Origin of the sequence: Melittangium boletus DSM 14713 (assembly GCF_002305855.1) — a bacterium.
Taxonomy (GTDB): Bacteria; Myxococcota; Myxococcia; order Myxococcales; family Myxococcaceae; genus Cystobacter; species Cystobacter boletus.
Window position 1 is genome coordinate 5089841 of record NZ_CP022163.1, and the last position, 26774, is coordinate 5116614.

The window sequence follows — 26774 nt, forward strand, 5'->3', positions numbered from 1 at the left end:
CCGGGACACGTGTCTTGGGAGCCCGGGGGATTGGTAACGTCGTCTTCCCGCCTCCATGAACTCCACCGCGCCCCACGCCCCGGACGTCCACTCCTCGTTGGTCCACGCCTCAAGCGGCCCCGATGCCGAGGTCACCTTCCGGCAGTTCGCCGAGACCATTCCCCAGCTCGTCTGGACGACCCGGCCCGATGGCCACCACGACTATTTCAACCAGCGTTGGTACGACTACACCGGTAAGGCGCTGGGCTCGACGCTCGGGGCGAATTGGTGTCTGCCCTTCCATCCGGACGACGTGCCCGAGGCGACCCGGCGCTGGCAGCACTCGCTGCGCACCGGAGAGGCCTACGAGGTGGAGTACCGCTGTCAGCGCCATGATGGCGTCTACCGCTGGTTCCTCGGGCGGGCCCAGCCCGTGCGCGATGCCGAGGGCCGCATCGTCAAGTGGTTCGGAACCTGTACGGACATCGATGATCAGAAGCGCGCCGCGGAGGCCCTGCGCTTCCTCTCCGAGGCGAGCACGCTGCTGACGTCCTCGCTGGATTACGAGACGACGCTCAAGGCGCTCACCGAGCTGGCCGTGCCCCGGCTCGCGGACTGGTGCTCGCTGGAGATGGTGGACGAGGACGGGAAGTTGCGCCTGCTCGGGGTGGCGCACGTGGCTCCAGCGAAGGTGGAGCTCGCCTGGGAGTTGCGCTGGCGCTATCCGCCCAGCCCCAAGTCTTCCTCGGGCATGTACCAGGTCCTGCGCACCGGCCGCCCGGAGCTCGTCGCGGAGATTCCCGACGAGAGGCTGGTGAAGGCGGCGCAGGACGCGGAGCATCTGCGCATCATCCGGGAGCTGGGTCTGCGCTCCTTCATCCTGGTGCCCCTCATCGCGCGGGGCCGTACCCTGGGCGTGCTCCAGCTCGTCACCGCCGAGTCCGGCCGGCTCTTCACTCCCGAGGACATGTCGCTCGTCGAGCAGATCGCCGCCCGCGCCGCGCTGGCCGTGGACAACGCGCGGCTGTACCGCGAGGCCCAGGAGGCCCTGCGGCGCAAGGAGGAGGAGCAGCGGGTCTCGGAGACGCTCCATCGCGTGGGCATGTCCCTGGCGTCGGAGTTGGATCCCGCGCGGCTCGCCCAGATCCTCACCGACGCGGCGGTGTCCCTCACGGGGGCCTCGTTCGGCGCCTTCTTCGAGAACCGCTCGGACGAGCGCGGCGAGCCCCAGCGGCTGTTCACCTTCGCGGGCGCGTCGAAGGACCGGTTCGCCAGCCTGCCCCTGCCGCGGGTCACCGCCCTCTTCGAGAGCACCCTCCGGGGCGAGGGCACCGTGCTCCTGGACGACGTGACGCGCCATCCGAGCCATGGCAAGAGCGCCCCGCACTTCGGTGCGCCCGCGGGCCACCCGCTCGTGCGCAGCTACCTGGCGGTGCCCGTGAAGAGCCGGTCGGGCGAGGTGCTGGGGGGGTTGTTCTTCGGCCATCCCGAGCCGGGGCTCTTCAAACCCAGTCACGCCCAGCTCGCCGAGGGCATCGCCGCGCAGGCCTCCGTGGCGATGGACAACGCCCGGCTCTACCAGCAGCGGGCCCAGGCGGAGGAGCGCTTCCGCTCGCTCGTCAACGCGTCCTCCCAGGCGGTGTGGGCCACGGGAGCGGACGGCATGGTGCGCGAGGACTCGCCTTCCTGGCGTGAGTTCACCGGTCAGACGTACGAGGAGTTCCGGGGCTTCGGCTGGCTGTCGGTCGTCCACCCGGAGGATCAGGAGCGGGTGCGGAGGGGTTGGGAGGCGGGGCGGGCGCTCAAGAAGCCCTATGAGGTGGAGCTGCGGGTGCGCCGCGCGGATGGCTCCTACGCCGCCACGCTCGCCCGCGCCGTTCCCCTGCGCGGAGCCAAGGGCGAGGTGCGCGAGTGGATCGGCACCAGCCTGGATGTCACCGCCCAGCGCCAGGCCGAGGAGGCCGCGCGCCGGCTCGAGAGCGAGCAGCGCACCCGTCAGCTCAACGCCCTGCGTGTCCGGGTGAGCGAGGTGCTCGCGCGTGAGAGCACCCCCGCGCGGATGATGCAGGAGTGCGCGGAGGTGATGACGCGCTGCCTGCCGACCTTGCCCCTGGTGCAGATCTGGTCGTGGGACGGAGAGGCCCGGCAGCTGGTCAGGGAAGGCCATGCCGGCATCCAGATTCCCACGGCCATCCAGGCCGAGCGCCTGTCCCTGGGCGAGGGCTTCGCCGGCTCGGTGGGCCAGACGCGTCAGCCCCTGCTCATCAACGACGCGCAGCAACACCCCGGCGTGCGCTCGCGCGAGTGGATGCAGTTGCAGGGGCTGGTGTCCTTCCTGGGCGTTCCGTTGATGGTGCGCGGCCAGCTCGTGGGCGTGTTTGGTGTCTTCGGCGTGCAGCCCCTGGAGGAGGAAACGCTCAGCACGCTGGCCACGGTGGCCGAGGCGCTCGCCCAGGGCGTCGAGCGCCGCCGCGCCGAGCTGGCCCTGCAGGCGCACGTCACGGAGCTGGCGCGCTCCAACGAGGAGTTGCAGCAGTTCGCCTACGTGGCCTCGCATGATCTGCAGGAGCCCCTGCGCATGGTGGCCAGCTATACGCAGTTGCTCGCGCGGCGTTACAAGGGCCGGCTGGATTCGGACGCGGACGAGTTCATCGGCTTCGCGGTGGATGGCGTCAACCGCATGCAGCGGCTCATCCAGGATCTGCTGGCCTACTCGCGCGTGGGCACCCGGGGTCACGAGTTCAAGGCGATCGACTCGCGCCAGGCGTTGGAGCGGGCCTTGGACAATCTCAAGGCGCTGAGGGACGAGACGGGGGCCACGGTCATCCAGGGCGGCTTGCCCCCGGTGATGGCCGACGAGACCCAGCTCATCCAGCTCTTCCAGAACCTGGTGGGCAACGCGATCAAGTTCCGGGGAGAGGCGCAGAGCCGCGTGCTGGTGGAGGCCGAGCGCCAGGGCGACATGTGGCGCTTCACCGTGGAGGACAACGGCATTGGCATCGAGCCGCAGTACTTCGAGCGAATCTTCGTCATCTTCCAGCGGTTGCACAACAAGGAGGACTACCCGGGCACGGGTATTGGCCTGGCCATCTGCAAGAAGATCGTCGAGCGGCACGGGGGCCGGATCGGCCTGGACTCACAACCCGGCCAGGGCACGACGTTCTGGTTTACCCTGCCCGCCGTTCCCTCCCCGGTGAAGGCCTGACCCATGCGTGACGAGACTTCTGGACGGCCCATCGAGATCCTCCTGGTGGAGGACAACCCCGGCGACGTGCGCTTGACCATCGAGGCCCTCAAGGAGGGCAAGGTGCGCAACCACCTGTCCATTGCCCGTGACGGCGTGGAGGCGCTCGCCTTCCTGCGCCGTGAGGGTCCTCACGCGAACGCCTCACGGCCGGACCTCATCCTGTTGGACCTGAACCTGCCCAGGAAGGACGGCCGCGAGGTGCTGGCCGAAATCAAGGAGGACTCGCTCCTGCGCCGCATCCCCGTGGTGGTGCTCACCACGTCCAAGGCGGAGGAGGACATCCTGCGCACCTATGATCTGCACGCCAATTGCTACATCACCAAGCCCGTGGATCTGGAGCAGTTCATCTCCGTGGTGAAATCCATCGACGACTTCTGGCTGTCCGTGGTGCGGCTGCCCACGAACGAGTGAGAGGGGCCATGAGGGTGGATGAGGCACGCGCGCTGCGGCTGCTCCTGGTGGAGGACAATCCCGGGGACGCCCGGCTCCTGCGGGAAGAGCTCAAGGACGTGACGCGAGTCCGGTTCGACGTGCTCCACGTGACGCGCCTGGCGGAGGCCGTGGAGGCGGCGCGGGAGCCGGGCCTGGACGTGGTGCTATTGGATCTGTCGCTGCCGGATGGGCACGGGCTGTCCAACATCGAGCGGCTGTCTCAGGTGGCGCCCACGCTGCCCGTGGTGGTGCTCACGGGTACGGACGACGAGCAGCTCGCCATGCGCGCGGTGTACGCGGGCGCGCAGGACTATCTGGTGAAGGGGCAGGTGACGGGTCCGCTCCTGGTGCGCGCGCTGCGCTACGCCATCGAGCGCAAGCGGGCCGAGGAGAGTCTCAAGCGCGAGGAGGCCGCCCGTCGGACGGCGGTGTTCCGCGAGCAGTTCCTGGGCATCCTCGGCCATGATTTGCGCAACCCCTTGCAGGCCATCTCCGGCAACGCCGCGCTGCTCATGCGCTACGGCGGCCTGTCCGAGCCCCAGCGCAAGGCCGTCCACCGCATCGCGCACTCCTCGGACCGGATGGCGAAGATGATCAACGACCTGCTCGACTTCACGCGCACGCGGCTGGGAGGCGGGTACTCGTTGCAGCGCACGCGGACGAACGTGCACGACGTGTTGCGCCAGGTGGTGGAGGAGCTGGAGGTGGCGCACCCCCAGCGGCGCTTCGAGTTGAGCGTGGAGGGCAATGGCTGGGGCGAATGGGACGCGGGCCGCATCGCCCAGGCCGCCAGCAACCTGGTGGGCAACGCGGTGCAGTACTCCCCCGAGGACAGCCCGGTGCGAGTGGTGGCGCGAGACGAGGGCGAGGGCGTCCGGGTGGAGGTGCACAACGGCGGCGATCCCATCCCTCCCGAGCGCATGTCGCACATCTTCGACCCCTTCGTGCGGGGCGGCGGCGAGGTCCGGGCGCGCTCGGGGTTGGGGCTCGGACTCTACATCACCCACGAAATCGTGAAGGCCCACGAGGGCGTGCTCCAGGTGCGATCCACCGCCGTGGATGGCACCTGCTTCTGGTGGCACCTGCCGCGTCGGGCCCCCGCGCCCACGAAGTCCTGAGCCGGCCTTCGTGCCTTCCTGGGGGGCGAGCGGGCATCCCGAAGCGTGGAATGCGTGGCCGGGGAGGGTGCTGGGCGAAGGGGGGAGGGAGGCCTACCTTCCTTATAAAAGGAGGTCTCTCCATGGCATTCCTCATCGCCTTCGTTCTGTTCTTCCTGACGATCGTCCTCACCCTCGTCCTCGGGGGCATCAGCAAGATGGGTGACAGACGCGTGCAGCGGGAAGGGCGGGTCACCAAGGACCAGCGCCCGCCCTCTCCCGGTGACGTTCACGCCTACTGATCACAGACCCTCGGGCGCTCCGGGCGGCCGGGGGTTGTAGTAGCGGCGCAGCCAGCGCGACAGCCCGTCCAGGCCCGGGAAGAGCACCCGCTCGGTGATGTTGGCCTGGTCGAGCTTGTCACGCACCTCGCGCTTGAGCCGTGCGGGGACGATGAGCCGGCGCACGCCCTTCTTCTGGTGCTGGAGGAACTCGTCCAGCCGCGACGAGGCGTCGTTCATCACCGAGAAGAGGGCGAACTGGTTGACGATGCGCTCGTCGAGCGAGGGCGGCTCGAAGAAGAGCACGAAGGAGCGGCGGGTGAGCTGGTTGAAGCTGCTCAACGTCGGCGTCACCTCGGCCAGCATCTCCGCGCTGAACACGTCCGCGCCCTCCTTCTGCAACTGGTTCTTGAGGGGACGGGGCAGCAGCCGGTTCGTCTCGCGGTAGTCCACGCACCACACCACGCCGTCCATGCCGTACAGCTCCGTGTTCTCCGTGAGGAAGTGCAGCGCCACGTAGGGGCTGAACGTCCAGTCGAGCAGCCGCGTGGGCAGGCCGTGGTGCTGGGCGAGCGCGAGCCAGTCCCAGAGCGTGTCGCACGGATTGGACGTGCCGCGCGCGTACTTGCGGAAGGCGCGCAGCATGACGTGTTCCTGGCGCGAGTAGTCGCCGCCCCGCCGGTTGAGGCTCGTGGCCAGGTCGTGGCTCGCGTTGGGCGCACCTCGGAAGGCCAGCGTGGGCCGGAAGCGGTGCAGGCTCTCGTTCCACGAGCCCGCGAAGAGCAGTTCCTGCAACTCCACCCAGCTGCTCACTTGATGTTCGAGCACGGTGTCCTCGGCTTCAATGCCAGGGGGTGTCGATGAGCTTCAACTCCTCCAGTGCTTGCCGCGCCAGGCGCCGCCACGGGCTCGCCGTCATCCCCTCGCGGGGCTGCCGGGTGAAGTCGTAGCGCGGCGCGCGCCGGTAGCGCTCCTGTGCCCACGCGGAGAGAGGCGCTTCGCGCGAGTGGGCACAGGCGAGCATCCGCTGCTTGGCGGCGCGTTCCTCGTCGGTGAGGGCCACGGTGGCCACGGCTGGCGCGGAAGCCCCTCCCGCTGGAGACAGCATCTCCAGGAGCGAGGGGGCGGTGCGTCCCGCGCGGACCAGCAGCGCCACGGCCGAGTGCGAGATGAAGGCGGCGGCGTCATGGTCCGGGTGTCCTCCCTCGTAAGGGGGGACGACGAGCAGCGAGGGGCGCAGGGCCTTGATGAGGGCCATCAGGCACTCGGTGAGCGTGACGAGCTCCTGGGGCGCTTCCCCGGCCACCGCCCCCAGCGAGAGCAATTGGTCCGCGGACAGCCCCGCGAGCGCCAGGGCCGCGAAGGATTCCACCTCGCGCTGGCGTGCGTAGGCCTCGCGCGTGAGGCCCCGTGGGGCGGCGTCCCGGGGCGCTCCATCGGTGACGTGCACGACGTGGCAGCCCGGGCTCTGGCGCAAGAGCCACGAGGCCCCCTGCACCGCGTCGTCCGGGTGCGCCGCCACGAACAGCACCGAGCCGCGCAGCGCCTGCATGGGCACCAGGGGCCCGAGGACCTCGGCCACGGTGCGCCCCTCGCGGGGCGTGAGGCCTTCCATCTGGATGTTCTCATCGGGCGGCCACATGGTCACACCCCCTCGCTGGCTTCCTGTCCACCGACACCTCCCGTCCCGCTCCAGCTCTCTCGCCCACGTCTCAAGCCCAGCGCTTCAATCCACCCGGTTCCGGCATCATCGCGGGCAGAGGCGCCGCGCCCATGACTTCCTCCAGCAGCCGGCGCACCTGGGGCGCGAGCCGGATGCGCGCCAGCCGCCAGCGCTGGAGCGGCCGCAACCGCGCCAGGGTGTGGGTCATCTCGCGCCGGGTCTGCGCGCGGGTGAAGGTGCGCGCGAAGCCCGAGGCCTCGAGCGAGAAGAAGGACAGCGCGTCCGCCTCGTTGAGCAGCGCGAGCTCCGCGTTGGGCTCCGAGCGCTCATGGTTGCGGATGAGCCAGCACACGTGCTCGCGCTCGTGGGGCTCCATGCCCACCCGGGTCATCACCGTGTTGGCGAGGGCCGCGCCCCGCTCGGCGTGCGCGTCCTTGAAGGACTGGTAGTCGAGGGCGGGGTTTTCCACGCGGGTGCCCAGATCGGAGCGCGTGCGCTCCACGTCATGGAAGAGCGCCGCGGCCTGGAGCGCCAGGTTCGCCTCCGGCGCGAGCCTCAGCACCCACTGCCAGGTGTCCAGCGCGTGCCGGAAGTCCTCGCGGAAGAGCGGCTCGCTCAGGTCATGCAGGGCCCGCAGGTGCGCGAGCAGGGAGTCGAAGAGGGGACTCGCGGACGCGGCGTTGCGGCGGCCGATGAGCCCCTGGTAGCGCGTGAGGATCTCCAGCGCCGCGGTGGCGAGCGCCTGGCGGGGCGCGCCCGACAGGTGCAGGGTGAGCCCGTGCCCGCCCGCGGCCTGGACGGCGGCGCCGAAGACGCGCTCGTCCCAGCTCCAGGGGTCGAAGCCCGGGGCCCGCCACTCCTGGACGTCCAGATGCACCACGGCCGAGCCCTTGCCGGGTGGATGGGTGATTTGGGTGAGGGTTGGAAACTCCGCGGCCAGGAGGGCGAGCGCGCCCGGAGTGGGCCTCGGCCCCTCGCTTGCCTGGTTGGTTTCGGACAGCAGGAGCTGTCGGATCATGGTGTGTCCCTCCCCCCTCGTATGGCGATGCCAAGGTGCGGTGGTGCGTCTGGAAAGGCCAGGGCCCGGACGCGGTGTGTGGGCTCGGACGTCGGGCGGGAGGCATTTCACGGCGCTGGGACCGGCCCGGCCCGCCCGGAGCCGTGCGCTGGTGCACATCCGGGCGGATTGGGCCGGGGGACGTCTGGACTCGACTTCTACGGACGGCCGTTGTCCGAGGGTTGATCAAAGGCGAACCGATCAGCCCGGGGCGCGGCATCCTCGTGGAACAGGGGACACTTCTGGCAGGTAAAGCCCTCCCAATCCGCGCGGACGGCCATGTCGATGCAGCGCCCATAGGAGCGGCAGTTGACGTTGCGGTAGTCCTCGACGCGGCAGTGCTCCGCCCACATGGGCAGGCGCAGCTCGGTGGGATTGGGCTTGGGTGGCGGACAGGCCATGTCGCTGGTTCTCCTCTCTTTAGAGATCTTCCCCCCTCGGGGATGGAGTGCATACGCACCGCGCCCCGGTGACATTCCCGAGTGAAAACCGGGGGATGGAGCCACTCGGCGTCTCCTGTCGACCCCATGCCCAGGCGGCACGGAGAGCGGGCGGGCATGGATTGTGTGCTTCATCCCACGCGGGCTTTCCCCGAAGATGCCTGGGTGCGTTCTCACTCCGACTCCGCCTCGTCCGCCCCCGCCCGTCGATGGGGGATGCTCGCCCTGTCGCTGTTCGCCCTGCTCGCCGCGGTGGGGTGCACGACCTTCGCCCGTGCCGTGAAGGAAGGAGACTCCTTCACCACCCAGCGCCAGTGGGCCCAGGCGGAGGCCGCCTACCAGCGCGCCCTCGCCGCGGAGCCCGGGGACTCGGAGGTGAAGGTGAAGCTGCGCGACATGCGCCGGGCGTGGAGCGCCGAGGTGCTCCAGGCCGCCGAGGCCAAGCGCGCCCAGGGGGACCTGGCCGGGGCCACGCCGCTGCTCGTGCGCGCGCTCGAGCTGGACGGGGACAACGCCGAGGCGAGGACGGCGCTCGAGCAGACGTTGGAGGCGCGGGTGGCGGTGGCCCAGAAGGCGCTCAAGGAAGACAAGCTGCAGGAGGCCCGGGCGGAGTTCGACGCGGTGCTGGCGGTGGATGCCCAGCACGGCGCGGCGCTCAAGGGCGTGAAGGCGGTGCGCACGGCGTTCGCGCGCCGGTGGTTCACCAACGCCACGCGGCTGGAGGAGGAGGGCAAGCTGGGCAACGCGCTGATGTCGTACGTCCGCGCCGACCAGGAGTTGGTGGGCGCCACGCCCGCCCGGGAGCGCGCCGAGGCCGTGCGCCGCAAGCTCCAGGACGAGGTCGCCTTCATGGTGGTGACCTCGCCCGCGGAGGACAAGGCCAACGCGCCGGACGTGCTGCAGCGGCTGTCGCCAGGCCGGCTCGCGGCCATGCTGCCGCAGGAGGTGCCCATCCGCGTCATCACCACCGAGGCGCCCAAGGACCATGAGGGCGTGCGCGTGGGGCTGGCGTTGGAGCGGGTGCTGCCGGTGAAGTCGGTGGAGCAGGCCCAGAAGTCCACGCGCTACGTGGTGACGAACAAGGCGGTGCCCAATCCGCGCCGCTTGGAGCTGGAGACGGCGCTGCTCACCCAGGAGCGCAAGCTCGAGGAGGTGGAGCGCCGGCTGGGCGGCGTGCTGCGCGAGTACCTGCGCCGGCAGGACGAGCTGGTGCAGGCGCGCGAGGTGGCCGGCCGCTGCCGGGACCGCGAGCGCAAGGCGTGCCTCACCGCCCTGTCCGAGTGCAACGCCGCCATCGGCCGGGGCAAGCCGGGGGAGATTCCCAAGGAGTGTGACCCCTCGCGCTGCAATGCCCAGTGCATGCAGGAAGAGGACTCCTACGCGCGGCGCTCCCAGGGCGCCTTGGAGCTGGAGCGCAAGCTCGAGGGGGCGCAGGAGGCCGCCGAGCTCCAGCGGCGCGAGGTGCAGCGCGGCCGGGATTCCTGGTACCGCGAGCCCCTGACGGTGGAGGAGCCCGTCTACGCCGACTACCCCTACGACGTGGAGCTGCACCGGTTGTCCCTGACGGCCACCGTCACCGAGCGCCTGGTGGACCTGTCCAAGGACGCCGCGGCGGGCTCGCCGCACACCGGCGACTACGTGGCCATGCACGAGGACTCGTCCAACAAGGCCTATGACAAGGTGGGGGTGCTGGCGGATCCCGTGCAGCTGCGCAGCGAGGCGGAGCTGCGCGTGGAGTCGGGTGACAAGGCCATGGAGTCCATCGCCTCGCGCGTGATGGAGCGCTTCGACGTCTACCGCCAGCGGCGGGTGGAGGACGCGCGCCGGGGCATGGTGCGCCCAAGCGCCGAGGACGTGGTGGAGACGGCCGTGCGCGCGCTCCTGCTCACCGCGGATGCCCCTCCCCAGGACATCCTCCTGCCGCTCGCGCGCGCGCGCGGTCTGGACAATCCCCAGGCCCTCTTCGGTCAGTGAGGAGGGCGGTGAGGGGCGGCCGGGGGTTGACTCCATAGCGCCGCCTCGGCGGATTGCAGACAGTCCTCGAGGAAGCGCAGGTGGATGTTGATCATCTCGGTTCCCAGCTCCGCGAGCACCTGGGCGTTCTCCGGCATCGTGCGCAGCAGCTCCTCCATCATCCGCGCCTGGGTGATGGCGCGCCCGGTGGCCGGCTGGGAGTTCTCCTTGAGGTAGGTGAGGCCGTCGATCGTCTCCCGGCCGAGCCCCCGCGCCACGTGGGCCAGCAGCACCGGCCCCACCGTCTGGATGAAATGGCCGACCTCGTACGCGAGCGCGATCTGCGCTCCCGGCGGCTCTCCCGTCAGCGTGTCCTCGACGAGGAGCCGCCAGTCGCGCATCGCGTCGGTGGGAAACTGCGCGAGCAGCCGCTCCGAATGCAGCGGACCGGAACGGCGCAGGTTCCAGCGGCGCACCAGCAGGCGCAGGTCATCGGTCAGCATCACGTGCTGTTGGGCCTCCTGGCGCGCCTGGGCGAGCAGGCCCTTGCCGAGCGAGTCCAGGCCCTGCATGAGGCAGCGCTGGCCCTCGCGGCGCACCCAGCTCTCGAGCGGCTCGGTCATGTACACACCGAGCGCGTGATACTGGATGAAGAAGCGCTCCAGCACGTGCGGCTCGAGCGTGGCGTCGCCCAGCCGGCGTATCACCCCATCGGTCGAGAGGCGCGCGCGCGCGGGCAGGATGTAGGGCTCGTACAACTCCTTGAGCAGACTCATGGGGTTCCTCTTGAGTGCGGGCGGGAAAACCAGGCAATGTCGTTCAGGCGTCGGGAGCCGCGGGCGGCAGGCGGCCCACGGTCGCCTCGCTCACGTACTCCAGGAACTCGGGCAGCATTCGCGCGGACAGCAACCACAGGCAGGGGCGCGTGCCGGGGACCTCGTGCAGGCGGGTCCCGGCGAGCGGCGCCTCGTCCTCCTCCCGCTCGGACACGAGGGTGAACGAGGCGCGGCCGCGCGCGGCGTACCAGGCCCGCGCCGCGTCCAGCAGCGTGACGAAGGTGTCCTCCCCGCCAGGGGCGAGTGGGAAGAGGCGCGCGGTGTCCAGCAGGCCGAAGAGGTTCGTGCCCTCCTGGGCCAGCTCCACCACGATGGCGGCCACCGCCAGGCCCTCGTGGCGTGCCACCAGCACCTGGCGCTCGCGCTCCATGCCCGCCGCGCGCCATGCCTCGGCGGTGCCCCGGAGCTCCAGCCGCTCGGGCGCCAGGTCCAGCGCGTCCACATAGGCGGCGGGCCGGGTGCGGGCGATCTCCTCGGCCACGCGCACGCGCTCCTCGGCGTCGGCCGGGCCCCACGCGAAGCCGTTCCCGCGCTGTCCGCTCGGCTCGTCGCAGTGCACCTGCCGCATGCGCACGGGCATCACCAGCGCCTCGCCGGAGCCCTCGCACGCGCGCGCGTACGTCAGGTGCAGGCGCTCGAGCAGGGGGTTGTTCGCGTCGGCGTAGGCGAGCAGCCAGCGGAAGTCGGCATCGCTCTGGGCGTGCTCCAGCGTGCGCACGTGCAGGTCGCGTAGGATTTGTCCGGGGGGCACGTCCCCGGGAGGCCTGCCGGGGCGCTTGGCGAGCTGGTGGATGAGCCAGGCGTGGCGGTAGGCGCGCACGGAGGACAGCGTGCCCTCCACGCCCCGCTCCGAGGGCCACACCGTCTGGCAGAAGAGCTGGGGCACCTGGGCGGCGCGGCGGCTCGTGTCGAGGAAGAGGGCGCGCTGGGACTCGACGCGCTCCGCGTCCTGGCCCGCGAGGTTGAAGTAGCCCGAGTCGGCGAGCAGCTCCCACAACGGCTCCAGCCACTCCTCGCCGCCGCGCGTGTTCGGACACAGGCAATGCGAGACGAGCCGGACCCAGCGCGTCTCGTCCTCGGGGGACAGGGGCGTCACCTGCAGGCCGAGCATCCGCCGCCCGTCCGCGCACGTCTCCCCCACGTAGCGCACCTCGCCGCGCAGCCACACGGACTCGCCCTCCGCGTCCCGCAGCTCCAGGGGCCGCAGGATGAGGCCCGGGAAGACGAGCTCGTCCGGGGCGCCGCGCAGGGACAGGCCGGTGAAGGACACGTCGAGCACGTCGCACGCGCGCGCCCCCAGCTCCTTCCACAGCGGGTGGTGGAAATGCACCTGGAGGCCCGGGGGCGCGGGCACTCGCCGCTGCGAGCGGTGGCGCACCCGCCACAGTTGCCGCGGAATGGGCGTCACCAGCCGGTTGCCCCGCACCTGCCGCGCGGGCACGCGCAGCCGGTAGGCGGAGTTGTAGCCCACCACCTCGATGTCATGGGGCGCCGGGCCCCAGTTCGCGTCCGGCTCCTCCAGGCGCCAGTGAAGCTGCGAGGCCTCCACGTCGAAATACTCCAGCGACACGCGCATCGTCCGGCCGAGCTGCCGCAAGAGGCCCTGGTGCTTCATCACGCACACGGCCTTGAGGATGGAGCGGATGCGCTCGGGGTCGACGAGCGCCTCCTCGATGGGGCGCGGCGACACGGCGGGCAGGGCGCGTCCCTCGCGCGCGGCCACGTCCAGCACGGAGAGGATCTGCCGGCCCTGCTCCAGCGTCACGTCCACGAACTGGATGCCGAAGGGCGCGTTCTGGTGGCGCGGATCGCTCCAGAAGATTTCCCCGCGCAGCGGCCCGATGGTGCGGCCGTTGTCGTCGAGGAGTATCTGCAACGGACGCTCGCGCGGGGGCAGCTCGGTGCCCGGCTCCGCCAGGGCCCAGACCGCCGTGGGGCTCAGCCGCGTCACCCGGCTGCTGCTGATGCCCGGCTGGGACAGGATGAGGTTGATGCCTTGCTCGGGCCGTTGAGCGTGCAGCGAATAGCCCGAATAGGTTCCGGCCGCGAGAGCCGTTCCCGTCGCAGTCTCCTGGTGTTCACGCATGGCGTTTCCTCTCGCAACGGGATGGCGCGGTTCCGCTCGCACCCTGGCTCCGGTGACGCGCTCTTCACCGGAGACTCAATCCCTCGCACACCAAGAGAGCGCCCCCAGCCCCCATCCGTCAAGGCTTCACCCGCCATTCATTGCTCATGGTGTGGCCATGCCCCGTGACGGTGGAAAAGTGCATCCCCCTCGGCGAGGACCCCGGAAGGAGCCTATTTCCCCGCGAGAGCGGCTCCTGGGAGGAGCCGTGCAAACAAAGACTTGCGGGAGGCGGGCAGGGGGTTGTCAGGCTTTTACCGGGCTGACAGGTCTACGGCGGCACTCCGCTTGTCACTCTTTCCTGGTGAAACACTCGCCATGCCGTGAGAGGGATTGCTGGGATTGAAGGCTTTACACGGACGGGGACACGACGGGGCCCGCCGGGGTGGGGGCGGACGGCGGACAATTTCCGGGCGGAAGTGTGGGCCAGTCGACACCCGGGGTGTCTGGCGTGGGGGCAGAAGGCCGTGGCGGTCCGCGCCAGGAACGGCGAGGCTCCGGGGACGGAGGGCTTTCCATGGCCAGACCCAGCGAGGACGATCTCTTCAACGTCGAAGTGCTCAAGGTGATGTTGCAGCTCGCGCAGAGCGACCAGCGGGTGGATCCGCGCGAGGCGGGGGTCATCCTGGGCGCGGCGCGCAGCTGGGGCGTTCCGGAGCCGGAGCTGGCCGCCCTCAAGAAGTCCCTGGAGGCGGGGGCTCCTCCGCCCGCGCCGGACCTGGCGCTGCTGAAGGGCCGCTCGGACGAGGTCTTCGAGGCGGTCCAGGCGCTCATCGCCAGTGACGGAGAGCTGCGTGCCGAGGAGCGGGAGATGCTCGAGGAACTGCGCCTCATCCTCGGCTAGTTCAGGCGCGGTGACGCTCGGCCTCGCGGTAGAGCCGGGTGAGTGAGGAGTCCAGGAGCGACTGGCGCGAGCGCATGTAGTGGCGTGCCCGGACGAAGGGGAACCAGACGCGGCTGCCCACGAGCACCTGGGTCTCCTCGAGCTTCTGGCGCGGTATCCACCGGCCGCCGAGGTTGCGCACCAGCACCTCGCCCAGGTACGCCCCGATGGCGGGCACCGCGTGCGCGTCGATGTTTTCCCTCGGGCGGCTCGTTGGGAATTCCTCGTGCCAGAAGTAGAAGTCGGCATCCGTGAGGGACTCGGGCGTCTCCTCGAAGACGGAGGGTACGTGGGTGTGCAGCAGGGCCACGAGGAGTTCGGCGAGGTCGCTGTAATGCTCGCGAGCACGCTCCGGGTCCTCCACGTCCGGTGGCAGGGCGGAGTCGGCGGGACGCCACTCCTCGGGCTCGGGCGGCTGCCACGCGTTGAACGCGGCGATCGTGCGTTGGCGCTCGTGGCTGGCGGCGTCATCCACCACGCGCGAGAGCAGTGGGGCCAGGTCCGGGTGGAAGTGGGGCTCCACGGGAGCGAGCGTGGTGCTGCGCTCGCGCAGGCCGCGCAGCACGGTGTCGAAGTCCAGGTCTGGCCGGAGGTGGCAGTGCGCGTGAGCCTGAGCGAGGCGGGCCTCCTCGCTGGCGAAGTCCGAGGCGGTGGGCCACGTCACCAAGAGGACGCAGCCGTTGGGCAACTCCTCCACTCGGTGCGCTGGAGTGGACCGCATGCGCTCGCGGCCGACGGATTCCACCAGCTTGGGACCGAAGACGTTGAGCCAGCATACCTCGTAGATCTTGTCGAAACCGTCTCTGAACCGGGTCTTCTGATCGCGGCCGAAGCTGGGAAAGTCCGCCAGGTTCATGTCATCACCGCTGTGCGCCACGGCATGGGAGACCGGGTAGCGTGAGGCCCAGGCTCGGACCAGCTCCACGAACTCGCGGCAACGCTCCGTCTCCGCGAAGAAGGAGAGCGGCTTCACGGTGGCCGTGATGTGCAACTCGGGAGCATGGGGGGGCAGCCAGAGCCGCAGCGTCATGTCCAAGGCGGGCCACTTCGTGCGATAGAGCCCGAGGCTCGTGTACCCATCGTCACGCTCCTCCACGAGGGTCTTCCAGACGGCGGCGCGAGTGTATTTGCGTGACCGCTTGCCTTTTGTGACGTCCGGCATCCACCCGTCCGCGTGCTCCTCGAGCGCTTGGAGAACGGGTTCCAGCTCGTGCTCCTGTGCCGTTCGTGGATCGAAGGCACCTTTGAAATTGAGCCGGAGGCGATCCTCCGGCTTCAAGTCGTGCACGCTCAGCCGCTTCATTGGAACAGCACCTCCACTTCCGGAAACTTCTTCGTGGTCGCGTCCACGGCTGCATCCATTGCGTCTATATCCTTGGGCTTGAGTACGCCCCCCTCGTAGACGAGGCGGACCCGTGCGACCGGTACCTTGCTTTCCCCGCGAAGAAGGGATTGGAGGGAGTCCCGTCGAATGTCCAGGGTTCCGCCATATTTCCCCAGCGCTTCATTCGCGTCCGCCTTCATCTGTGCTTCCAAAGCGTTTTCGTCCAGCATGGAGAGGCTTCGACTCTTGAAGCTGAATGTCTCGATGCGAGGTTGCCCGCCGGTCAACTCGCCCTCCTCAATGACGAGCACATCCGCATAGCGCAGTCCGGTACTCGGCTTCTTCACGCCCACGTACCTGTGGATGCGAGGCGTGTGGAAGGCCCCGAGGAAGCGGCGCTCCGCCCGAGGTAGTCTTGCGTCGGCCTCCAGTACTTCCACCATGAAACGCTCGAAGGCCAGCCCCCGGGTGAATCCTCCCCACATCTGCTCGTAGGCCGCCCAGCGCAGAGGCGCCTTGGTGGCCGTGCCTCGCTGGAGTTCTCCCAGGCGCTTCTCATAGTAGGCGACGTACTCACTCCAACGCGGATGACCTTGGGCTCCGGACGGTGGATCGTCCATGGAAGGACGATGCTTCTCCAGCACCGCCATGTCCTTGGGCAGGCGCTGGCCCGTGGCCTCGAGTTCCACCAGCGCCAGCTTGGTCTCTACTACCTCTCGGGTGAGGCCCGCCCCCTCATCCACCAGCGAGGCCATGCCTCCTGTACGCTCCACGGCACCGGCCCTCTTGAATGAGAGGCGTGCGGTGTCATTCGTGCCCGCCTCCTTCCCCACGGCTGACGAGCCCGTGGCCCCGGGCCTGGCCCTGGACATCATCGCCTGCGCTCGGGCCACGTCTCCACGCGCCTCGCGCAGCGCCAGCGCGGCATCCACTCCTCCCACGGCCACGAAGCGACCCGCTTCCCGGCTGGCGCGGATGTCCCGGGCCAGTTCCCGCAGGCCATCCACGCCGAGTATCGCCTCCAGTTGCCGCGTTATCTCCAGGAGGCCCCTCACCTGGGGCGCCATCGCCTGGAGCCCGCTCCGCAACTGAGTCCCAACACCCGCCGCACTCCGGGTCTCGGCGAGGTAACGCGCCCCCTTGCCCCCCACGTACAGGCCCACCAGCAACACCGCGGGCGCCAACTCGCGCGTAGCCTGCTCGTACTCGCCCCGCGCCAGCGAGGACGCCCCCTGTCCCGTGCCGGCCATCAGCCCGTAGAAGCCCAGCGGCACGCCAAAGGTCAGGTGGTCGAAGCTTCCCACCACCACGTTGCCCGCCGAGAAGTGCCACTCCACCCGCCGCTTCTCCGCCTCGGCGAGGGCTTCCTGGTAGGCCGCTGGCAGCTGGCCTCGGATGACGGTGAAGTCGAAGGCGGCCGCGTTGGCACTCATCGAAGTGCTGGAGAGCGCGTCCCCGCCCGCTTGAGCGAGGCCCCGGCCGATGTCGTCCCATCGGAAGTCCCGGTCCACACGGGCCGTGGGTTTCAGGCCTCTGTGCTCCAGGGCAGCGCGAAAGGAGGGCAGCAGCGCGAGCGTTCGCGCGAGCCGTTTGTCCTGGGCCAGCAGGAAGAGCATCTCCCGGAGGTCATCGTCATGGGCGGTGTCAACGATGAAGAGGGCGACAACCTCGGCGCCGAGGGTTCCAAATCGCTCGGCGGCATGGAGGAGAAAGGCGGTGCGCTTGCGGTTGAGAAGGCTGGAGACATCTTCACGCGGTGTCCCCTGGGCCCCCAGCCGTACGGCACTCCAGTCATCCAAGGACTCCACCAGCCGGGGCATGTCCACGCGTTGCTGCAGCGCGAGGAACTCAGCGGGCGAGGAGCACAGGAGGAAGGGGGCCAGGCGTTCGTTCGTGCTGGAGGAAAAGTCGGGCCAGCCCGGGGGCGTGTGCTGCCCTCCACACGCGCGTGTTTCCCCGGCTGGACCGCCGGACCCGTCTGTCGCCTCGGCTAGGGCGATCCCCTGGCGCGACGAGGAGAGCGAGGAGCGCGGGCCATGGCCGCTCAACAGACCGCCGCGCGGAGCACTCGTGGCGCACCCCGACAGCAGGATGGCGATGGCCACGGTCAGCGGCATCACACCACCGCCTCGCATCGTGACAGGTCGTCTCGCGCGGCTGGTCGTTGGCATCGTGCCCTACGTGCCTATTCCTCCTGATGGTACCCGGCGGGCTTCACGCCTTGGACGGCCACCAGCTCCTCGCGCCGCAGCAGCAGGTAGGCTTTCTCCTGGGGCAGGATGCGCAGCTGGAAGCGCCGCTCGTAGGTGTCCTCCTTGCCGAAAACGTGGTGGTCCGTCACCAGCAGCAGGGCGGTGGGGACCACGAAGCGCTGGGAGCGGCTGCCGTAGTAGTGCACCAGCACGTGGTAGGTGCCCGGGGAGGCCTTGCGCGCGTGGTACAGCTCCGGGCCCAGGCCGTCCGTCACGTCCCAGTAGAGCTCTCCCCCCAGGCTCGTCCGTTTGTGATCGTAGGCGCACTTCTCCCCATTGGGTTCCACCACCCACAGGTCGATGTCCGTCGAGTCCGAGTTCCAATGGGTGGTGAGCTGGTAGTCGATGAGGCCGGCGGAGCCATTCGTCATCTTCCGGCTCACCGAGAGCAGACGGCCCTGGAGCGCGTCGGTCTCCGCCTTCAGCCGGGGGTGCTTCGCCAACGCCGCGAGCATCCGCGCGTAGTGCCAGGCGGCCACCGTCTTCACCTCGTGCTCGCGCCGGGGCCAGTCGCGGGCGAGGACGATCTCCCAGTTGCGCGCCGCCTCCGCGGGCCGTCCCGCCGCGTCCAGCGCCAGGGCTTCCTCCAGGTAGGCCTGGGGCTCGAAGGGGCGGGTGAGCCGCACGTGCTCGAAGAGCTCCGTGGCGGCCGGGTATTGCCCGAGCGCCAGCAGGCCATAGCCGACGAGCCGCAGCGCCTCCGCGTCCTGGGGGCGCAGCTCCACGGGAGAGGAGAGCGCGCGCACCGCGCCCCATGTATCCCCGGCGAAGGCCCGCTTGCGCGCCACCGCCTCGTACACCATCACGTCGTCCTTGTTGGCCCGCCGGGCCTTGCGGTACGCGAGTTCCGCCGCCACGCGCTCGTCGCCGCCCGCGTAGGGGGCGTCGTGCAGGGGCTGGGCCTTCATGCGCGAGCCCAGCTCCGCCTGCTTCGCCTCCAGCACCTTGAGGAGCGCGCGGCCCGCCTCGGGCACGTCCGTGAGCGACAGCCCCAACAGCTCATCGCGCCGCTGGTCCTCCTGCCGCTTGCGCAGGGTCTCCAGGTCGCCCAGGTCCATCTGCTCGTTCGCGATGGCGTAGCGCGTGTAGTCCCGCTCGGACTCCAGCACCAGCATCGAGGCACGGGCATTGGTCAGCCGGTAGTGCTGGCTGAGCGCGACGATCATGTTGTCGAGCTTCACGTCCTCCAGCGCCACCAGCCGGGCCACGAACAGCTCCGCCCACGCGCGAGGGGCGAACAGGTCCCCTCGCGACCCGGACTCGATGCGCAGCGGCACCTCCAGGGTGCGCTCCTCGTCATCCTGGCGGGTCACCACCTCCAGCGTCACGGGGGCGTAGCGGGGCAGCCGTCCCGCCACCTGCAACTCCTGCCCGGGGTAGACGAGGTGCGGCCGGCCCGCCACCACCAGGTCCTTCGCGCCACCGCCGCCCTTCACCGTCACCCGCGCGAGCTCCACGGAGCCCTGCCGGTGCGCGCGTGCCGCCGCGTCCACCTCCGCGCCGGACAACACGTTCACCACCCGGCCCCGGCCCGAGCGCGCCAGCGCGTCGAACAGATCCTGGTTCACCGCCGTCTCGCCGAAGCGGTAGCTCACCCAGCGCAGCGTCTCCGCGACGGGGTGGCGGGAGATGAGCGAGTCCACGTGGCTCTGTCCCCAGGTGACGTTTCCGTCCGACAGCAGGAAGGCCGTCACCCGCTCCCCGGGCGCCGCGGGCTTGAGCCACCCCTTGCTGGCCCGGTCCAGTTCCGTGAGCACGCCATCCACGTGCGAGGCGCCTTCCAGGAAGACGCGCTCCAGCTCGGCGAAGGTCTCCTGGCGCGCCTCCGGGGTGTTGCGCCGGAAGCCCGTGCCGTGCAGCCAGCGCGGCCGCACGTCGAAGAGCAACACCGCGTACTCGCTCAGGCTCTCGTCCTTCTCCAGGAGCGCGCGCAGGAGCGCGCCCTGCAGGGCCCAGGCATTGCCTTCGTCCACCGACAGCGAGGTGTCCACCACCAGCACCGCGCGTCCCGTGGGCGCTCCGGCGGAGCTGGTGGTGAGCCGCTCGGGCAGCCGCACCCGCGAGAAGAAGGCCGGTCCAGCGAGCCCCGCGGGATCCACGCCGATCAACGTGTCCGCGTGGGCGTCCGGGGGGGCGATCGCCACGTCCAGCGCGCCATCCCCGCTCAGCGAGGACCAGTCCCACTTGCGCCATGTCTCGAGCTGCTTGGACTCGGCCGTCTCCGGGCTCACCGTCACCGAGGTCGCGTGCTGGGGGTCCACGTGCACCCGCGCCGACACCTTGAGCGCCTTGCCGGCTCCCGGTGGCAGCGGCCACGTGTAGCGCAACTGCTGTCCGTCGAAGACGAGCGTCTGCTCGTAGGCGATCACCACCCGCTTGAGGGAGTGGGGCGGCAGCGGGAAGACGCGCGCGCTGAACGTGGAGCCACCCGCCCACTCCATGAGCGCGGGGTCCACCTGCTGGCGCACCACGTCCTCGTAGACCTGGCGCGCCCGCTTCTGCTCGACGACGCGCGCTTCCTGCACCGAGCCCCAGGGTTGTTTCTCACCGGGAGGAGCCGCCGCCACGAGCTGGTCCACGTCCCCCGTGTCCCCCAGGGGCGGCAGCAGCCGCGAGGACTGGAAGAGCGAGGGCGAGTCCACCGCCATGGAGCCCGAGTACAGCGCGAAGCCCGCCACCGTCGCGCCTCCGGGCAGCGGCGAGTAGAAGGTGCCCTCCAGTGCGCGCGCGGTGTTGTTCTCGAAGAGGTAGTCCACCACCGTGCGCGCGCGGGGGCCCTGGATGTACGTCACCACGCGCACCTCGCGCGCCTGGAGGGGCTGGTAGCGGCCCTGACTGTCCTGCACCAGCACCTTGGCCATGCGAGGCGCGGACTCCACCTTGGGCAGCACCGTCCGGGGTGGGCGCGGACCACCCCTGGACGACGTGCCCCCACCGAAGACGCCCGAGCCGTAGCCCTTCCCACCGCCGCCTTCGGAGCTGCCCCTGATGATCTGGATGATCTCCCGCCGCTTCTGCTCCAGCCGGCGATAGGGACGAGGCGCGGGTTCGGGGGCCTCGGCGAGATCGGCACTGGGCGCGGGCGCCGAGGCGGGAGGCGGAGGCGCCTCGAGCCGAGGGGGCGGCGGCCGGGACACGGACGGGGCTCTTTCCTCGGGCGCCTCCCTTTCCTCCGCGAGCTCCGCCAGGGCGTCGCTTTCCCCCGGGGCGCCCAGGTCATTCCGAGCGTTGTTGGCGGCGTTTCGTTCCGCGTCGGCGCGCTCCTGGGCCTTCCGGGCTTCGCTCAACAGCTTCTCGATGTCCTTCTCGGTCATCCGCACGGGGTCGGCCACGGCGTCCCGGAGGGCGGGCACGTCCACGTTGCCTGGCTCCGGAGTGCCGGACACGGTGGCGGGCGCGGTGAGTCCGGCCTTGGCGAAGGCGGGCGGCGGCGCTTCCCGAGACGCTTGGATCACCGGAGCCGGGTCTGGCTCCGTGATGGCGGGCGGCGGGGTCGTGTCCACCGGAGCCTTGTCCGAAGTCTTGTCGACGGCCACGGGCGGCGCCTGGGGAGGCGTTTCGCGCTGGCAGCCCGCCAGCAGGAGGACGGCGAGGAGGACTCCAGGGAGCGAGACTCGTGGAAGGGACATGGGTCCCCAGGCTACTCCACTCCTCTTTCTGGCTGGATGGGGCGGGGAGTGGCGGACAGCAGTGGATGTGCCGCGAAAAATCCAGGAAACCCCTGGCATGGCCTTGAATCCACTCCGCCCCCTGCTCCTCGCCGCCCTCCTCTCGTCGTGCGCGCTCCCGGCCTGCACGCAACGCTCGCCCATCGTGAAGGGGCCCCGCCTCGACAAGGGGGCGCCCGCGCTCCACCTTACCCGGCTCCGGGCCTTGTCCCTGAGCGCCCCCGAGCGGCCTGGGGGCCCCGGATATGTCTCCGCCGCGAGCGGCCTCGTGCGCGTGGGGGACTGGCTGCATGTCGTCTCGGACGACTCCCTGTCGCTCTCCTCCTTTCCGGTGAAGGGGGATGCGCCCGGGCGCCTCGTGCGGCTCCTTCCCGGGGAGCTTCCCGTGGACCCGGTGGCTTTGAAGGCACGCAAGCCGGACCTGGAGGCGCTGTGCCTGCTGGAGGGGTTGTCCGGAGCGCCCCATGGCGCCCTGCTGGCGGTGCCCTCGGGGAGTTCGCCGGAGCGGCTGAGGGGAGCGTGGGTTCCGCTGGAGGCGGATGGGACGATCGGGGGGCCGGTGCACGAGGTGGACTTCTCGCCCCTGTATGAGCGGCTGACCCGTGACGCGGGTCCCATCAATGTGGAGGGCGCCGCGTGGGTGGCCGGTCACCTGCGGCTGCTCAACCGGGGCAACCGGGTGGGTGGCGCGGACGCGGTGATGGACGTGGACGGGGGCGAACTGCTCCAGGCGCTGGCGGCGGACGAGCCCCCTCGACCCGAGTCGGTGCGTGGCATCAGCCGCTGGAAGCTGGGCCGGTTGCACGGCGTGACGCTGACCTTCTCGGACGCGGCGCCCCTGCCAGACGGGCGCATCGTCTTCACCGCTTCCGCAGAGGACACCCGGAGCGCCTACGCGGATGGGGCGGTGGTGGGCTCGGCCGTGGGCCTGCTGGCGCCGGATGGAACGCCGCTCTGGCTCCAGGCCGTGGATGCGCGGGTGAAGCTCGAGGGCGTGGAGGTGCGCGAGGAGTCCGGCCGCCTGCACCTGTGGCTCGTCTCGGACGCGGATGATCCGAGCGTGGTCGCCTCCCTCTTCGAGCTCGTTCTGGACGCTCCGGAAGCCGCGGGCGTGCAGCCCCCCGAGCGGCTATAGCGCCACGCCCACCTCGAGCAGGGTGAGTCCATACATCAGCCCGAGGCCGGGCCGCTCCGTGCCCACGCCCACGCCCAACTCCAGCAGCGACACCTGGGCGCCGCCGAGCACGAAGCGCGCGGGGGCCAGCGTCACGCCCAGGCTCAGCGCCGGGCCGCGCACCGGCAGGGGGCGATCGGGCAGGGCGAAGGAGAGCCGGTCTCCGAAGAGGCCCGTGAGGGACAGCAGGGCCGCGGGGGCCCACGCTCCCTGGCGCTGGACTCCCGCGCCCACGCGCACCGCGAGCACCGCGCCCAGGCCCGTGAGGGCGTTGAGGTCCCCTTGCAGGAGCCACCGGCCGTCCACCGTGTCGCGCAGACCGATGCCTCCGCCCACGCCGCCCTGGGTGCGCGCGTCGGACAGATACGCCGTCACCCCCGAGCGGGCATAGAGCGACCACTCGTGCGTGGGAGGAGCGCCGCTGGCCATCGTGGACAGGAGCAGGAGCGTGGCGGGAGTCATGGCAGGGGGCCCTCCGCCCAGTAGGCGATTCCGGCGGCCGACAACCGCGTGACGCCGGTGAGGAAGTCCGCGTCCAGGGTGGAGGGCAGGTCGGTGTCCTGGTGGTAGTGGGGATTGCGGAAGTTGGCGGTGTCGGTGAGGAACAGGGCGTTCTTCCCGGTGAGCCAGAAGGGCGCGTGGTCGCTGCGCATGAGGTTGCCCGAGGCCGGGCCGGAGCCATCCTGGGGCGTCAGGATGCCGATGACGGGCACGTACTGGAGCTGCGTGCCCAGGAGCTTGAGTTCCTCCAACTGCGTGCGCGAGGGCTCGTTGCCGATGACGGCGATGAAGTCGCCCCGGGGCGGAAGGGGAAAGCCGGGCAGGCCCTGCTGCGAGCCCGGCTCCGTGCTCCGGAACCCCACGCAATCGAAGATGATGGAGGCGACGATGCGCTCGTCCGGGTAGGCCCGCACGTAGCGGGTGCTGCCCACGAGCCCCAGCTCCTCCAGATCGAAGCCGATGAAGCGCACGGTGCGCTTGAAGCGCTGGCCCGAGGCGAGCCGGGCGATCTCCAGCAGGGCCGCCACCCCCGAGCTGTTGTCGTCCGCGCCCAGGAAGAAGGAGTCGTAGTGGGCCCCCACGACGACGACTTCCTCGGGGTGCTCGGTGCCGCGGAGGTCCGCGATGACGTTGGTGGTGGGAAAGCGCGGATCCTCCACCTGCTGCGAGGTGACGCTCAGGCCGAGTGATTCCAGGCGCTCGCGCACGAGCTGGCGGGAACGCTCCCGGGTGAGGTTGCACACGGGCCGGCGGGTGCTGTTCGTGCCATCGTCGAACAGGTCGCACGGCAGCGGCGTGTCCTGCTGGTGCGCGGCGACGAGCGCGTCGATGTCGGACACCAGGCGGCCGCGTTCCACACCCGAGGCGAAGTCTCCGGCGCGCGCGAGCGAGGTCTCCTCCAACGACGTCCGCGTGGCACACGAGCCCAGCGCGAGCGCCAGCAGGGCGGTGGTCAGGGATTTCATAGCGCGACTCCGATGTGGACGAGCCCGAGCTGCAAGCGCAGCGCCGCACCCGGCTGGTTGATGGGCGTTCCCCACTGGAACTCCAGCGCGCTCACGCTCCAGGAGCGGTAGATGAAGCGCAGGGGCTGGGCATGCACGGCGATGTAGACGGGGGACAGCTTCTCCGTCTGGAGATTCGGGAGATCATCGGGGTAGCCACCCGTGGGGGGGACGATGATGGGCAGGCCGCTGATGCCCAGCTCGGGACCCACGGCGGGCCGCCAGATGCCCTTGCCAGGGCTGAGCAGGACGTGCGCGTAGAGTTCGAGAGGGAAGGAGCCGTGTCCCCGAGGGGCCCAGCGCACACCTCCGCCCAGGCGCCACGTGTCGAACGCATGGGTGTAACGGGCATCGAGCGCCAGTCGGGGCGAGGTGTTGTTGAAGGAGCCTCCATTGGTGAGGACGACCGCCGTGGCGCCAAGCGCGACTTCATGTTCGGACGCCATCGCGGCCCCGGGGAGGAGCACGGCGAGCTGCAACCAGGAGCGCATGGCCACTACCCTAACACCCGGCACATCCCATGAGCAGGCGCGTCAGCCCCGGTTCTGTTGGGCTCGCCGGGAGAAGCGGAGGATGGCGCGGAAGATGGCCTCGACGCCGTCCGGCTCCAGTCCCCGCGCGGCGGCCCACTCGCGTCGCGCGGTGAGCATCGCCTCTTCACGCGCGGGGTCCGGCACGGGCTGACCCGCCTGGGCCTTGGCCTTGAGCGCCCGCTTCGCCAGCTCCGCGCGCCTCGCCAGCAACTCCACCAGCTCCCGGTCCACCTGATCGATGAGCGCGCGCGTCTCCTGGAGTTCCGGCAGGCCCGTCTCGAGCGCGGCGGGCGGGGCGAGCGGGGGCTCCTCGGGAAAGCCCACCTCGGTGGGCTGGGCGTCCAGCTCCCGGTGGACGTTCCGCAGCGCCTCGAGCAGGTGGGCGCGGGCCTCGCGGGCGAAGGGGTTCTCGTGCTGGATGGCGCTGAAGAGGTGTCCCGCGTCCGAGCGCACGAGCTGGATGGTGCGCGAGAGCGAGCGGAAGCTGGCGGGCGCGAAGGGCACGTCCACGCCCGAGCCCGCGTCCACCATGCCCTTGGCCACGAAGAAGGTGAGCGCGTGGGTGTGGGCCATCACCCGATCATGCCCCTCGGGGGTCTGCTCGATGATGTCGCAGCCCAGCTGCTCGAAGAACGCGCGGGCCTGGGCGGTGGCCTCGGGGTGGAGCGGGTTGGGGCAGAGGACCACGTGCAGGGGGCGCTCGGCCATGGCGAGGCTCAGGGGGCCGAAGAGCGGGTGGGTCCCCACCCAGGGCACGCGCGCGCCGAGCACCTCGGTGAGCGCCTGCACGGGGCGCACCTTGACGCTGCCCACATCCATCACGAGCTGTTCCGGGCGCAGGTAATGGTTCAGGTCCAGGAGCACATGCCGCATGAGCGCCACGGGCACGGCCACCACCACGTGGGTAGCATCCTGGACGGCCTCCCGCACCGAGCGGGCGCGGTGGGACTCGGGGATGTCCACTCCGGGATCCCACGCCCGGTAGGGGATGCCCGCCTCCTCCAGCAATCCGCCGAGCGCACGGCCAAAGCGACCAAATCCCACGATGGCGACCGTCATGTGGGCCACTCTATCCGAGGTGCGTGAGGCGGGGTGCCCGGGCCCAAAGACAAACGGCCCGCTGGGAGTGCCAGCGGGCCGCGGTCATGTCAGGAGGAGGGTTTCCAGCGAGGACTAGAACACGTCCTTGAGGTGCACGGTCAGGTGCTTGTCGGCGGTGCCCAGGGTGCTCGCGTCGTCCTTGGGAACCACGTAGCCCTCTCCCTCGCCCACGTTCTTGCGGTAGTAGTCCACCACCGCCTGGTCCTGCACGTCGGAGGTGGTCGTCTTCTTGATGCCGTACACCGAGCCGTCCGCGTTCTTGGCCTGGATGGACTCGGGCGCGTCCTTGGCGAGGTTGTCCATCGTGCCGGACACCCGGCCGCCGCTCTCCGGCGCGATCGTCATGCTGGCGTTGTTCCCCTCGATGTAGCTCACATCGTAGTAGGTGTTGTTGCTACCTCCGTTGAACGCCACCTCGCCGAGCGTGGCCGCCGTGCCGTCACCGGCCGTGCTGCGGAAGTTGCCGGACCAGCCCTCGGGGAACTCCTTCGTCATGGACTCACCGGGCTGGAGCGTCAGCGACTCGATCTCCTGGCCGCCGGCGTTGGGCGTGAACTTGATCTCCATGGGCTTGGTGCCGTCGTTGGTGAACTCCATGGTGTTGCCATTCTTGGACGCGCTCTTCGACGCGCCCGCCTTGGCCACCTCGCCCGCCGGAGCGGCCTCGCCACCGGCGGCGGGAGCCGCGGCGGCGGGAGCCGGAGCCGCCGGAGCGCCCGTGGCGGCCGCGGGAGCCTCGCCACCCAGCTCCGGCACGGCGCCTTCCGGCACGATGCCGCCACCGTTGCCACAGCCGGCGCCCTGGCCCGGGGCCTGCGCCGCGCCCTCGCCGCCCAGCATCTCCATCACCTTGTTGAGCGTCTGGGTGATCTGCTCGAGCCCCTTGGTCAGCTTCTCGAGACCGCCCTCACCAAAACTGTCGCTCTTGAGCAGCTCCTGGATGGGGTTGCTCTTGGGCGTGGCCTGCGTCTCCACCGCCGGGGACTGGGGGGCCACCGGGGCCTGGGTCTGCGTGGCGGGGGTGGAGGGGATGGAGACGGGGGAGCGGGAGAGGGAGTTGATGGACATGGCGGGAAGTCCTCGATGACGGCGGGGCGGGGCGCCGTCAGTGAGCGGCGTCGGATGTCCAGGAGATTAGCATTCGCCGTGCCAGCCCCGGAGAGCCCGTAAGTCCTTGAAATGGCGTGGGTCCTCGCCGCCCCTGGGGCCGCCCCTCCTGGTGAC

21 protein-coding genes and 1 pseudogene are annotated in these 26774 nt (G+C 70.4%); 7 read left to right on the forward strand and 15 right to left on the reverse strand.

The genetic code is table 11. The annotated features are described in order from the left end of the window. Window positions 1-55 precede the first annotated feature (55 nt). The 4 genes from MEBOL_RS21480 to MEBOL_RS41315 all read left to right on the forward strand — a co-directional run bounded on the left by MEBOL_RS21480 (window position 56) and on the right by MEBOL_RS41315 (window position 5057). Complete coding sequence (locus tag MEBOL_RS21480; RefSeq protein ID WP_095979201.1) at window positions 56-3184, forward strand: GAF domain-containing protein; 3129 nt, start codon at window positions 56-58, stop codon at window positions 3182-3184. Window positions 3185-3187: 3 nt separating this feature from the next. Further along, window positions 3188-3637, forward strand: coding sequence for a response regulator (locus MEBOL_RS21485; protein ID WP_095979202.1), 450 nt, complete (start codon window positions 3188-3190; stop codon window positions 3635-3637). Between the two features lie 8 nt (window positions 3638-3645). Then, window positions 3646-4776, forward strand: coding sequence for a hybrid sensor histidine kinase/response regulator (locus MEBOL_RS21490; RefSeq protein WP_095979203.1), 1131 nt, complete (start codon window positions 3646-3648; stop codon window positions 4774-4776). A gap of 122 nt (window positions 4777-4898) precedes the next feature. Then, window positions 4899-5057 carry a hypothetical protein gene (locus tag MEBOL_RS41315; protein WP_157775336.1) on the forward strand — a complete coding sequence of 53 codons (159 nt, stop codon included), beginning with the start codon at window positions 4899-4901 and terminating at the stop codon, window positions 5055-5057. On the opposite strand, the gene MEBOL_RS21495 is transcribed toward MEBOL_RS41315, so the two are convergent. From MEBOL_RS21495 to MEBOL_RS21510, 4 genes are all read right to left on the reverse strand, one after another. Then, window positions 5058-5864: an FRG domain-containing protein gene (locus MEBOL_RS21495; protein ID WP_095979204.1), complete on the reverse strand. Its 807-nt coding sequence runs from the start codon at window positions 5862-5864 to the stop codon at window positions 5058-5060. It abuts the gene before it with no gap. 13 nt (window positions 5865-5877) lie between these two features. Continuing rightward, on the reverse strand, window positions 5878-6678 hold the full coding sequence (locus MEBOL_RS21500; RefSeq protein ID WP_095979205.1) for a PIG-L deacetylase family protein: 801 nt from the start codon (window positions 6676-6678) through the stop codon (window positions 5878-5880). Between the two features lie 70 nt (window positions 6679-6748). Beyond that, entirely contained in the window at window positions 6749-7717 is a 969-nt protein-coding gene (locus tag MEBOL_RS21505) for a DUF4202 family protein (protein ID WP_157775338.1), read from the reverse strand. 197 nt (window positions 7718-7914) lie between these two features. Continuing rightward, on the reverse strand, window positions 7915-8157 hold the full coding sequence (locus MEBOL_RS21510) for a hypothetical protein (protein WP_095979207.1): 243 nt from the start codon (window positions 8155-8157) through the stop codon (window positions 7915-7917). A gap of 204 nt (window positions 8158-8361) precedes the next feature. Between MEBOL_RS21510 and traC the strand changes: the two genes are divergently transcribed. Then, window positions 8362-10170, forward strand: coding sequence for an outer membrane exchange accessory lipoprotein TraC (traC, locus tag MEBOL_RS21515; RefSeq protein WP_342747644.1), 1809 nt, complete (start codon window positions 8362-8364; stop codon window positions 10168-10170). Here the strand turns inward: traC and MEBOL_RS21520 are convergent. Both MEBOL_RS21520 and MEBOL_RS21525 read right to left on the reverse strand, forming a co-directional pair. Then, window positions 10164-10925 (reverse strand): hypothetical protein, encoded by a 762-nt coding sequence (locus MEBOL_RS21520; protein WP_095979209.1) that lies wholly within the window; start codon window positions 10923-10925, stop codon window positions 10164-10166. The two genes, traC and MEBOL_RS21520, sit on opposite strands and share 7 nt — an antisense overlap. Before the next feature lie 43 nt (window positions 10926-10968). Next, a complete protein-coding gene (locus MEBOL_RS21525) occupies window positions 10969-13071 on the reverse strand; it encodes a PilZ domain-containing protein (RefSeq protein ID WP_095979210.1) in 2103 nt (700 codons plus the stop codon). 556 nt (window positions 13072-13627) lie between these two features. On the opposite strand from MEBOL_RS21525, the gene MEBOL_RS21530 reads away from it, so the two are divergent. Continuing rightward, window positions 13628-13954, forward strand: coding sequence for a hypothetical protein (locus MEBOL_RS21530; RefSeq protein WP_095979211.1), 327 nt, complete (start codon window positions 13628-13630; stop codon window positions 13952-13954). 1 nt (window position 13955) lies between these two features. Here MEBOL_RS21530 and MEBOL_RS21535 read toward each other — a convergent pair whose 3' ends face one another. From MEBOL_RS21535 to MEBOL_RS21545, 3 genes are all read right to left on the reverse strand, one after another. Beyond that, window positions 13956-15296: a hypothetical protein gene (locus MEBOL_RS21535; protein ID WP_095979212.1), complete on the reverse strand. Its 1341-nt coding sequence runs from the start codon at window positions 15294-15296 to the stop codon at window positions 13956-13958. Beyond that, window positions 15293-17434 (reverse strand): hypothetical protein, encoded by a 2142-nt coding sequence (locus MEBOL_RS21540; RefSeq protein WP_095979213.1) that lies wholly within the window; start codon window positions 17432-17434, stop codon window positions 15293-15295. The genes MEBOL_RS21535 and MEBOL_RS21540 overlap by 4 nt, the downstream gene beginning before the upstream one ends. Window positions 17435-17502: 68 nt before the next feature. Then, on the reverse strand, window positions 17503-21198 hold the full coding sequence (locus MEBOL_RS21545) for a VIT domain-containing protein (RefSeq protein ID WP_095979214.1): 3696 nt from the start codon (window positions 21196-21198) through the stop codon (window positions 17503-17505). A 97-nt stretch (window positions 21199-21295) separates the two neighbouring features. On the opposite strand from MEBOL_RS21545, the gene MEBOL_RS21550 reads away from it, so the two are divergent. Further along, the gene (locus MEBOL_RS21550; RefSeq protein WP_245918710.1) at window positions 21296-22372 is read left to right on the forward strand and encodes a DUF6929 family protein; all 1077 of its coding nucleotides are present in this window, start codon (window positions 21296-21298) and stop codon (window positions 22370-22372) included. Here the strand turns inward: MEBOL_RS21550 and MEBOL_RS21555 are convergent. The 6 genes and pseudogenes from MEBOL_RS21555 to MEBOL_RS21575 form a co-directional block, all read right to left on the reverse strand. Further along, window positions 22367-22873 carry a hypothetical protein gene (locus MEBOL_RS21555; RefSeq protein WP_095979215.1) on the reverse strand — a complete coding sequence of 169 codons (507 nt, stop codon included), beginning with the start codon at window positions 22871-22873 and terminating at the stop codon, window positions 22367-22369. The two genes, MEBOL_RS21550 and MEBOL_RS21555, sit on opposite strands and share 6 nt — an antisense overlap. Next, complete coding sequence (locus MEBOL_RS21560) at window positions 22870-23877, reverse strand: M28 family peptidase (RefSeq protein WP_095979216.1); 1008 nt, start codon at window positions 23875-23877, stop codon at window positions 22870-22872. Before MEBOL_RS21560 ends, MEBOL_RS21555 begins: the two co-directional genes overlap by 4 nt. Then, complete coding sequence (locus tag MEBOL_RS21565) at window positions 23874-24407, reverse strand: hypothetical protein (RefSeq protein ID WP_095979217.1); 534 nt, start codon at window positions 24405-24407, stop codon at window positions 23874-23876. The genes MEBOL_RS21560 and MEBOL_RS21565 overlap by 4 nt, the downstream gene beginning before the upstream one ends. A gap of 42 nt (window positions 24408-24449) precedes the next feature. Beyond that, the gene (locus tag MEBOL_RS44110; protein ID WP_425437648.1) at window positions 24450-25022 is read right to left on the reverse strand and encodes a chorismate mutase; all 573 of its coding nucleotides are present in this window, start codon (window positions 25020-25022) and stop codon (window positions 24450-24452) included. A 42-nt stretch (window positions 25023-25064) separates the two neighbouring features. Further along, window positions 25065-25520 (reverse strand): annotated as a pseudogene (locus MEBOL_RS44115) (prephenate dehydrogenase/arogenate dehydrogenase family protein); the annotation flags it as partial. Between the two features lie 102 nt (window positions 25521-25622). Next, window positions 25623-26618 (reverse strand): glycoside hydrolase 64/thaumatin family protein, encoded by a 996-nt coding sequence (locus MEBOL_RS21575; protein WP_095979219.1) that lies wholly within the window; start codon window positions 26616-26618, stop codon window positions 25623-25625. Between the last annotated feature and the right edge of the window lie 156 nt (window positions 26619-26774).